This is a genomic window from Paenibacillus sp. PDC88, assembly GCF_900106725.1.
GTDB classification, from domain to species: Bacteria; Bacillota; Bacilli; order Paenibacillales; family Paenibacillaceae; genus Paenibacillus; species Paenibacillus shunpengii.
On the sequence record NZ_FNNT01000002.1, the window covers coordinates 866,689 to 874,545 of the forward strand.

General features: G+C 44.4%; 6 protein-coding genes. 4 read left to right on the top strand and 2 right to left on the bottom strand.

Features of this window, described 5'->3' with window-relative positions; translation table 11 throughout:
* Positions 1–14 precede the first annotated feature (14 nt).
* Positions 15–2,321, bottom strand: a complete 2,307-nt coding sequence (locus BLW49_RS10625) for a glycosyl hydrolase (RefSeq protein WP_090724502.1) — start codon at positions 2,319–2,321, stop codon at positions 15–17.
* A gap of 316 nt (positions 2,322–2,637) precedes the next feature.
* Between BLW49_RS10625 and BLW49_RS10630 the strand changes: the two genes are divergently transcribed.
* Together BLW49_RS10630 and BLW49_RS10635 are read left to right on the top strand one after the other, a co-directional pair.
* Positions 2,638–3,270, top strand: a complete 633-nt coding sequence (locus BLW49_RS10630; RefSeq protein ID WP_090724565.1) for a hypothetical protein — start codon at positions 2,638–2,640, stop codon at positions 3,268–3,270.
* Between the two features lie 171 nt (positions 3,271–3,441).
* A complete protein-coding gene (locus BLW49_RS10635; protein WP_090724503.1) occupies positions 3,442–4,788 on the top strand; it encodes an FAD-binding oxidoreductase in 1,347 nt (448 codons plus the stop codon).
* Positions 4,789–4,853: 65 nt separating this feature from the next.
* On the opposite strand, the gene BLW49_RS10640 is transcribed toward BLW49_RS10635, so the two are convergent.
* Positions 4,854–5,690, bottom strand: a complete 837-nt coding sequence (locus BLW49_RS10640; protein ID WP_090724505.1) for an alpha/beta hydrolase — start codon at positions 5,688–5,690, stop codon at positions 4,854–4,856.
* A 262-nt stretch (positions 5,691–5,952) separates the two neighbouring features.
* Between BLW49_RS10640 and BLW49_RS10645 the strand changes: the two genes are divergently transcribed.
* Both BLW49_RS10645 and BLW49_RS10650 read left to right on the top strand, forming a co-directional pair.
* On the top strand, positions 5,953–7,032 hold the full coding sequence (locus BLW49_RS10645; RefSeq protein ID WP_090724506.1) for a WxL protein peptidoglycan domain-containing protein: 1,080 nt from the start codon (positions 5,953–5,955) through the stop codon (positions 7,030–7,032).
* A 15-nt stretch (positions 7,033–7,047) separates the two neighbouring features.
* Positions 7,048–7,701: a hypothetical protein gene (locus BLW49_RS10650; protein ID WP_090724508.1), complete on the top strand. Its 654-nt coding sequence runs from the start codon at positions 7,048–7,050 to the stop codon at positions 7,699–7,701.
* Positions 7,702–7,857 lie beyond the last annotated feature (156 nt).

A 7,857-nucleotide genomic window follows, 5' to 3' on the forward strand; every position in this document is an offset into this window, starting at 1 on the left:
TTTAGTCAAGCAGATTACGGTTCAACGCCCCAGCTAAGCTGGTTGTTCAAATAACCGGTTACCTGTTCGTTATTTACGTATTGTGTGCTGGTCGAATCGAAGGAATAATCATTTGTTTGCGTGTAGTTGGACCAGTTGTTTTTAGAGAAGCGAGTTTGGATTTCTGTACTTTGACCTGGACTTAATGTTCCCGCCTCGCTTGAGAAGCCAAGTTCCAGGTAATGATCGGCCTGCGTGACGGGTGCTGCCAGTTTAACAAATGCACTCGTCACGTTCGCACTTCCGACACTGGACCAGTCAGACCAGAAGCTCTGCTCCTGCTCCCCATCAATGGTGTAGTAATATCTGATGTTGACATCGCTTAATGAAATGTCTGATGTACCGGTGTTAACGACTTTGAATTTAGGTGAGATTCCGTTGGTAGATGCACTTGTATTGCCATTATAAGCTTGAATACGGATTGCCCCGTCAGGAGAGGGGACCGTTACACTGCTGTCAGCTACATTTACGGTAATAACAGCTTGGTTTCCTCCGCTGAATTGGAAGGTGATTGTGTTCTGGCCAAGCGGCAGGGTGGACAGATAGGCTTTGCTCAGAACGACGGAAGAGCCTGTCAACGTATAGTCCTGACCCGATATGAGCGTATAGCTTCCACTTGCAATGCTTGAGAGCTGTTGTCCGTTCAGGGTAAGGTTCAGGTTAATATTCTGTTGAAGATTTGCAGCTTTATCAAATGACGAATTTGCAGGTGAGACCGAGGCGGTTGGTGATGAAGGATTATTGGATTGTAGATTTGGAAGCTCATCTAACGTGATGACATAATCACTTTGATATAGTGTTGTCAGGGTAGCAGGATAGTTGAAGGCAGAACCCATCAGATGCTCGCCATACCATGGACAGAAATAGAGCCATCCGGATTTCTCCTCAACTAGATTCTGTAAGCTAGGAACGGTATCGTTCTCCGTCATGGCAACCATCTTTGTACCGTTCGTCAGATCAACCAGCTTATAAAAGATGGAGGTGATGGCGTCCTCATTCGGAACTCCAGACAAACCGTCATCTCGATTGTAGATTGTATTGTATTTGTCATAACCGACCAGATCAACTTGATGATCTCCTGGGTACCATGCCGGAGAAGTGCTGTACACATAGCTGTTGTAAGTCCATATCAGGTTGTGCAGATCATAGGTTTCTGTCAGCTCAGTATAGAGCAGATCCCATAGATCCTTGTACACTTCCGCACCTGCTGAAGCCCACCAGAACCATGCACCTTCTCCATTTAGACCACCGTTGCCCTCCGCCTCATGATAAGGACGGAAAATGACTGGAACGTTGTTATCTTGCAAAATTTGCAGCTGTTCTGCCAGATCTTCAATTGTCATCATTACATACTGATACTCTTTCGTACCGGGAACGACGGCATTTGCTGTATTAAAATTGGTCTCTGACGGCTTGTAGGTGGCATCTTTCCAATCTACAGTTTGTCCGAGCTGATAGGTCGTGAAATCCTTGGGAACATTGATATGCCAAGCGGCTGTTGCAATTCCGCCTCGATTGTTTACCCAGTCAATCATCCGATCTGTTGTGCCGTCTTCCCAGCCGTACAGTGGATTATAATTCATAAAGTCGAACCCGCGGATGGCTGGATATTTGCCTGTTAGATCATGAATCCATTCAAATTCGAGCTCATAATCGCCGTTATTTCCACCACCATATATCTCCTGTTGACCCGAGATCATATGATTCCCATACACTTCTGTTAAATAGTTCATAAGAAGCTGAGTTTCGGGTGTTGCTTGAGTATCTGTAAGTACAGGCTGTACATCCAAGGGATCAAGATCAGCATGATCCACAGTGAAGGAGTCAAAATATGCAAATCCCCAGCCGGCCTTTAGCTGGATCGTATTGCTGCCTTGATTCAGCTTGAAGAAACCAAAATTGAAATCTGACCAGGTTGTTGTGAATGGCAGCATAGAAGAAGCCTTGGTTACACCATTCACAGCCAGGGATTGCATTCTCCCGTCCGGACTGACCTCCTGCATATAACGGGTGGAGATTTCATACATGCCTGTCTCTGGAACAGTTACGTTGAAGGTGATTGTCCCGGAACCCTGCATCCAGACAAATCCATCCCCTGTGTATCCCGGCTTAGGCTGTCCGTAGATTTCCGTGACCACTTGAAGGTCGGAACTGAGCTGCGCATCTTCGCTTTCAATAGTGAAGAGCGGGGCATCATCTGCATTAGCACGGACAGTCATTAACCCCACCAGCAGAGCAAATGCCAGCAGTATTGCGCTTGACTTTTTGAACAATTGTACCATTACCATCTTCCCTCCATATAAAATATGATGAAGAATTGATACTCTGCTCGGTCATGGATGCGCTTTCAAAATAAACATATCATAACGACCTAAAAATGTGAATATATGTAATTTGGTATTTTGGAATATTTCAATATTCTAGACTTAGTAGTGGAGTGGGTTGTTGGGACAAATATAAAGTGAGTATTGGACCTTCAATCAGGGTAATGTGTATCAAGGATTCCCAAGTATGCTTATTATGCTTATGGCTGAATTAACTAACATCTCGCACCAGCCCGTTATTCATTTAAAATCAAGATCGGAAGGAGAGATGGAGATGAGATTGAAAATTAAGCATCCTTCTTGGATCGTTATTCCACTATTCATCTTGATCATTGTTATTTCTGCTTGTTCAGGGGAAACAAAGTCTGTGACGAAACCGGCAACAGGAGAAAGTGAAGATCCTTCTTCTTCGATTTCTTCATCAGAGCAGGAATCTCCGAAAGAGAAGACGCGCGAAGAGACCAAGAGCTTTGAGATACTGTCGTCCGAAGGAAACCAATCGATTGAAGGGCGCTTGCATTACGGAGAGGGATTTAGTTTATACGTCTTTGAGAAATTCACCTTTGATGCAAATACCGGCCGATTGTCTTTGACTAGTAATCCAGATTACTACGTGGATATTAAACCTTTACCAGCCGATTATAATTTAGAGCAGCTTGAAGCTGCCGCCAAGGAGGACTTGAGTGAAGCAGGAAAAGTGTCTGATTATAGTGGTGAGTTAGTCGAACATCCCCTTGGGTTTGCTGAGCTTTACCTTCAAGCTTCCGGGGAGGAAGGCATCAGCGATTATATGGTGTGGACATCAGAACAAGGGGAGGCTTTTGAATTCCGCCTTCGTAATCCCAAAAGTGAGGAGGCTTCCGATTTCGCAGGACCCGTTCTTGCTTCCCTATCGACTGTACAATAGCATCACCAAAATAGACAGCACCTATTAAGTCGCATTTTTTGTGCGGCTTTTTTTGTCGGACTTGGTGTCCTGAAGCTATATCTTCCCTTCAGCCCAGACAAATGGATGTAATCATTCATACATTAAATGGTATCTGCCTATTCAGATTGATATAAAGGAGCAAAATTAAGAATGAATACATCGAAGATTAAGCTTACAGGGCGAGTTATTTTTAAGGGAGAGCCTGGATACGAAGCTGCTCGTAAGAATTGGGACCCTCATACGGATAGATTTCCTAAAGTCTTCGTCTTTGCTCAAAAGACACAGGATGTGTCCAACGCAATTCGGTGGGCACGTCAAAATCATGTTCCATTGCGCCCTAGAAGTGGAAGACACGCTTTAGAAGGCAATCTTTCACAGGTTAATGGCGGCATTGTTATCGACGTAAGTGAGATGAATAAGATTTACTTGAACAAAAAGAAGGGCACGGTCATCGTTGAGACAGGAAATCAGGTAGGGAGAATTGTGGATACGCTCGCACGGCAAGGGTACATGGCTCCATTTGGCGATAGTCCAACGGTGGGTATCGGTGGGATTACCCCAGGAGGAGGGATTGGACCGTTGCAGCGAACAACAGGACTTATCAGCGACAATCTCATCGGACTGGAAATGGTTGATGCGAAGGGGAAAGTTATTCGAGCAAATCATAAACAAAATTCGGATCTATTATGGGCCTCCCGCGGCGGTGGTGGCGGCAACTTCGGCATATATACCAAATATAAGTTCAAAGTGCTGCGTGCACCTGCCAAAGCTACCGTATTTAGCATCACATGGCCATGGGAGCAATTCGAAAAAGTCGTGAAGAAATGGCAGGTATGGGCTCCTAATGCCAGCAACAAATTAGGCAGTGAGTTAAGCGTCGGTCCCAAAAAAGGTGGAAATGTCAGCATGCTAGGGATCTACCTCGGCTCAAAGATCAAGGCGCTTCACCAGCTGGAACCCATTCTCAGCGTGGGCACGCCGACTCAAAAAGTAATCCGTTACCTGCCTTATACGGAAGCTACGAAATTCATGCTTGCCCCCGATCCGGTGCTTACTCAAAGATATAGCAATCAGTTTTCAAGTGGTTTTGGGAAACAGCCATTTCCCGATAAAGCCTATAAAGTGATGCGCGAATTTCTGGAGAAAGCTGAGGGAGGGACTCCGGCAGGCTTCTTTTTCCTGAACTGGGGCGGAGCCGTAAGCAGAGTAGCTCCACAAGCAACGGCGTTCTACTGGCGACAAGCTAAATACTATGTGGAATGGAATAGTTCGTGGGTTAACCCATCCCATGCAGCCCGAAATATTGCCTTGGCCCGGAACACAAGGAAGAAATTAAAGCCTTATATTGTAGGTTCCTACATCAATGTTCCTGACCAAGGGATTAAATGTCCAGGGCCCGTCTATTACGGGAAGAACTATGCAAGGTTGAAGAAAATCAAAGCGAAATACGATCCGAAAAATGTATTTAACAATCCGCAAAGTATTCCTCCAGCTTAAAATAGAGAGCCGTTGATCCCATCGGATCAGCGGCTTCATTGATTATGCCATAGTAGTGTTTAACCTTAGGGCTGAAGCAGCCAGCGGTGTGCCTCAGGAAATAACATACTCCATGTCGATTCGTGATGTGTTCCTTCGGGAACGGCATCGAATCGAACCCGGTCCTCCGGAACCCCTGCGGCAATCAGCGTCTGACGGGCAAGCTCAACATGCCCGTACGCGGTCTTATTAAATTCGGGATTGTCAGTTTCTTGTCCTCCAATGCTAAGATAGACCCGCAGAGCGGGTGATAGCACTGAGTTCTGGATCAATTGCATAATCGCGCCGTTATCGTGCCACATAACAAAGGAAATCCCGCCTACACGGCCAAATTGTTCTGGATAGCGAATGGCCGTATAAAGTGCGATATAGGCACCAAAAGAGCTCCCGGCAATCGTTGTATGCTCTGGTTCGGGGCGTGTACGAAAGTGCTTGTCGATATAAGGCTTGAGCGTTTCTGCCAGGAAAGCAGTGTACGCCTCACCTTTGCCGCCGAAGCCATACTCGTCGTTGACTGTAAAATTGTATTCATTATTACGTTCCTTGCCCCCATGGTCAACCGCGACCACGATCGCTTCTAAAGAAGGATTCTCAAGTCCCATCTGCGAAAGGGTCTCATCTACACCCCATTCGGTGCCCCAGGATGTTGCTTGATCAAATACATTCTGTCCATCTTGCATATAAATGACCGGATATCTGCGCTCTCCAATGTTATAGCTGCTAGGCAGATATATCCAGATTCTGCGTTCGATTTGCAGCTGAATTATCGGAAATGCGTTGAATATTCGGACATTCCCCGTTATAGTATGTGTGCCCTCGTCAGTAAGAACATCTCTCCAAGGTAAAGGATCACTAATCTTCATCCTCATTCTCCTAGTACTCATATTTACTAGAATCTTATCGTGCGCTACTAATGAATGCAATACAGCATGAATTTTAGATCGTTTATTGACAATGTTAAGAAGTAGTTATAGTATCTAATTAATTGAAAATTCGATCGAGGAAGCACCTCGCACTTACTTTGTTAAGTGTGGGGTGCTTTTTTTTGTAATGAGAAATCAGACAGCGTCATCTAACGCGATGAACCTGGGTCTGTACAAACATATATTGAGGTGGTTGAACTAAATGCTACTTAAAATAGGGAGAACGAAAATATTCTGTATGCTGCTGCTCACGTTATTTGCCGCAACGGCTTCTGCTGCAGATTTTAATTTGTCGATGAACATCACAGACAAGAAGGCTAAGACATTAGCGGGTGGCTTTCATGCGCAGGTGCAACCAGGGTCTAAGCAAACATTTACAGTTACTGTCACGAATCACAGCAAAGATCGTCAGTCCGAATTTTATCTATATCCTGCGGATGCTGTTCCCAAATTAAATGGAGGTAAGGATTTTACTAATTATGGAGAAGAAATAACAGGGCCAGGTAAATGGATAAAGACAAAGCCCTTAAGGGTAACCCTTCCGCCTTTAGAATCTCAGAATTACTCTTTTGACGTTGAATTTCCTGAAGACTTGAGCTACGGCCAATATATTTCTTATATTGCACTACAAGAATACCCGGACGCAGTGACAGCAGATACGCAACAACAAGAAGTGAATTTTCATACGGAAGCATTAACCAAAATCGGAATTCAATTGATTGCTGATTATAACCCTGGTCAAGCACGTACCCAATTTTCATTTTCTGATTTTAAATATGAATACTTACATAACGGCTTATTAAGCGTATATCCATATATTAAAAATGAGGGGACTATACTCGGTAAGCCTGAAATTGAGATTAAAGTGGTTGATACCGACACGAATACAAGCCTCTATAAGAACAAACTGAGTATGGAATCTGTCTATGGAGGCACAGAGGCGGAATCAAAATTTATATTACAAGGGCTTCACCTTGAACAAGGGAGTTATAAAGCGGTATTAACAGGACAGTGGAAGGATGAAGTATTTACGAAGGAATTTGAATTTGTTCTAAACCGGGCGGAAGCTGCTAAATCTAAGCAATCTCTTGCTAATCATCATCTGGCTAAGGTGCTGCCCCAGAATAATAATGGAGGGATTTCCTCCCTAATGATCTGGTGTTTGCTTGCTATCATCTTCTTGTTACTGAGCCTGCTTATACGGATGAGATTCAAGAAGAACGATGAAAGGAGGGATTACAGTGTAACATCCGAGGGAAGTGCAGAAGCAACGAAACACTAAAGGAGAGATTATAAAATGTCAATCATGAAGAAGTTAGAGACAGCTCTACTCGGCTTAGTATTCTTCATGTCAGTTCCACTGACAGCCGCAGCTGAAGAGCTAGATGTACAAAATCCGGAGAGTCAGTTTAGCTTAACCGGAGGTCAGCTCACATTCTCGGCAGATCCAATTATTTTTGCTCCCAAGGAAATCAACAACAAGGACTGGAAGGGAGCAACGGTAACCAGCAACATTCTTCTCACAGACAATACAGGCCGAGGGGACGGATGGACCATTACTCTAGCTGCATCAGATTTTGTAAGCCAGGCGCTTACGGATCCCACATCCGGAGGAAATGGGACATATACACTGTCCTATCCTGCCTCAAATGTTGAAGTTAGATCCGGACAGATTTATGTGAATACGGGGCAGCAAGTAGATACTACGTATGGTCCCTTATCCAAGAGCTTCTATCTATCATCTACACCACAAACCATTTTCAGTGCTGATCCAGGTTACGGTATGGGAGATTATCAAGTTAGTCCAACTTTTTGGATAAATACGCCAAAAACAGTTACCGTCAGTGAGCTTCATGGTACAGGATCTTCTTATGAGATCGGGGATACGGTGGGAGCAGTGGCAACTACATATACAAGTGTGTTAACGTACACACTGGCAAGCGGAATTTAATGAACAGAACTTAGTCAAAGCTTGAACGAAAAGAAAAAGATGCCTGCAGAAGCAGGTGTCTTTTTGGGTATTCGGATTTTATGGTGGAAAAGGGCTTATATTCCACCCTTCTCCAATTTCTTAATTAGTGTGGAAAAATCAACACCATAGTTGTCT

Coding starts and splice junctions, on each gene's coding strand:
- BLW49_RS10630 (WP_090724565.1), top strand. CDS start 2,638: ATGAGATTGAAAATTAAGCATCCTTCTTGGATCGTTATTCCACTATTC.
- BLW49_RS10650 (WP_090724508.1), top strand. CDS start 7,048: ATGTCAATCATGAAGAAGTTAGAGACAGCTCTACTCGGCTTAGTATTC.
- BLW49_RS10625 (WP_090724502.1), bottom strand. CDS start 2,321: ATGGTACAATTGTTCAAAAAGTCAAGCGCAATACTGCTGGCATTTGCT.
- BLW49_RS10640 (WP_090724505.1), bottom strand. CDS start 5,690: ATGAAGATTAGTGATCCTTTACCTTGGAGAGATGTTCTTACTGACGAG.
- BLW49_RS10635 (WP_090724503.1), top strand. CDS start 3,442: ATGAATACATCGAAGATTAAGCTTACAGGGCGAGTTATTTTTAAGGGA.
- BLW49_RS10645 (WP_090724506.1), top strand. CDS start 5,953: ATGCTACTTAAAATAGGGAGAACGAAAATATTCTGTATGCTGCTGCTC.